The organism is Streptomyces sp. NPDC002784 (assembly GCF_053592135.1).
On the sequence record NZ_JBSFVD010000153.1, the window covers coordinates 1 to 1,722 of the forward strand.

Here is a 1,722-nt window from a genome sequence, read left to right on the forward strand (position 1 = left end):
ACAGCGCGCGGCCGAGTACTACCGGGCGCGCAGCATCACCGTGCTGCGCATCAGCGTCGGCCTCGTCTACTGCTGGTTCGGGGTGCTCAAATTCTTCCCCGCCGCGAGCCCGGCCGAGGAGATCGCGGCCGCCGCCATGACCGAACTCACCGGTGGACTGCTGCCTTCCCACGTGTCCCTGCCGCTGCTGGGCACCGCGGAGACGCTGATCGGACTCGCCCTGGTCACCGGCCTGCTGCTACGGATCGCCCTGGCCGTGTTCTTCACGCACATGGCCGGCGCCTTCACCTCCCTGGCACTGCTGTCCGGGCAGATGTGGCACCACGGCGTGCCCACGCTCGAAGGCCAGTACGTCCTCAAGAACGTGGTTCTGGTAGCCGCCTGTCTGGCTGTCACGTCCGACGAATTCACTCGCTGAAGCCCGCCCCCGCCCCACCGCGCAGCCGCTGACGAGCCGCTCGGCCCCGCGGGCGTCGTTCACCTCCCAGGAGTCACCCCGTGGGAAGCACCATCACCCTGAACCAGCTCAGCAAGACCTTCCCCGGCGGCCACCGGGCCGTGCAGGACGTCTCGCTGCACCTGGAAGCCGGCGAGTTCCTCGTCCTGCTCGGCCCGTCCGGCTGCGGGAAATCCACCCTGCTCCGCATGATCGCGGGACTCGAGACCATCACCAGCGGCGAACTTCTCCTCGACCGGCAACCCGCCAACGACCTGCCGGCCGGCGAACGGGACGTGGCCATGGTCTTCCAGAGCTTCGCCCTCTACCCCACCATGACCGCCGCCGAGAACATCGCCTTCCCCCTCGCCGCCCGCGCCCACGACGAGCACACCGTCACCCAGGCGGTGAACGCCGTCGCCGACCGACTGGGCATCAGGTCGCTGCTCAGCCGCACGCCCGCCCAGTTGTCCGGCGGCGAACGCCAGCGCGTGGCCATGGGCCGCGCCGTCATCCGCCGCCCCTCGGTCTTCCTCATGGACGAACCGCTCTCCAGCCTCGACGCACGCCTGCGCGTGCGGCTGCGCACCGAGATCCTCTCCGTGGTGCGTCACACCGGCGCGACCACCGTCTACGTCACCCACGACCAGGCCGAGGCCATGGCCCTGGGCGACCGCGTCGCCGTCCTGCGCGACGGCGTCCTGCAGCAGATCGGCGCCCCGGACGAGCTGTACGACCTGCCCGCCAACGCCTTCGTCGCCTCCTTCGTGGGCACACCGCGCATCAACCTCGTGCACGGCACCCTCTACGCGCCCATCGACGGCGCCATGACGCTCAGCCTCGGCGCCCAGAAGCTCGTACTGCCGCAGCGGATGACAGATGATCACCGGCTGCTGCGGGTCGTACAAGGCCAGCCGCTCCTCGTCGGCCTGCGCCCCGAGGCATTGCGCGTCAACGCGTCACCCACCCCCTATGAGCGCCCCCTGACAGCCAAGGTGACCCATGTCGAGTACCAGGGCCACGAGGTCCTGCTCCACGTCACGGTCGGCGCCCGGTCGGCGGAGGTCCCCCGCACGGCGGCCGTCCGGACTGAACAGCACGGCCACGGCAACCCCGTCATGGAAACGCTCCGCGGCACGATCCACCGCATCCGCGGCGCCCTCCCCCACCGAACCCACCCACCGGCCCCGCCGCCACCCCCGCTGCCCGACCATTACGGAGTCGGAGAACTCGTCCTGCGCGCCCGCCGGGCAGCGGGCTGCCGGCCCGGGGACCGCATCCCCCTC

The 1,722-nt window shown here is 71.0% G+C and carries 2 protein-coding genes; both read left to right on the forward strand.

The features are described 5' to 3' along the window. On the forward strand, positions 1–418 hold a 418-nt coding region (locus ACWD1Z_RS37360; protein ID WP_451125359.1), incomplete at its 5' end, for a DoxX family membrane protein. 80 nt (positions 419–498) lie between these two features. Continuing rightward, positions 499–1,722 (forward strand): ABC transporter ATP-binding protein (locus ACWD1Z_RS37365; protein ID WP_451125361.1); only part of this gene is annotated, 1,224 nt, incomplete at its 3' end.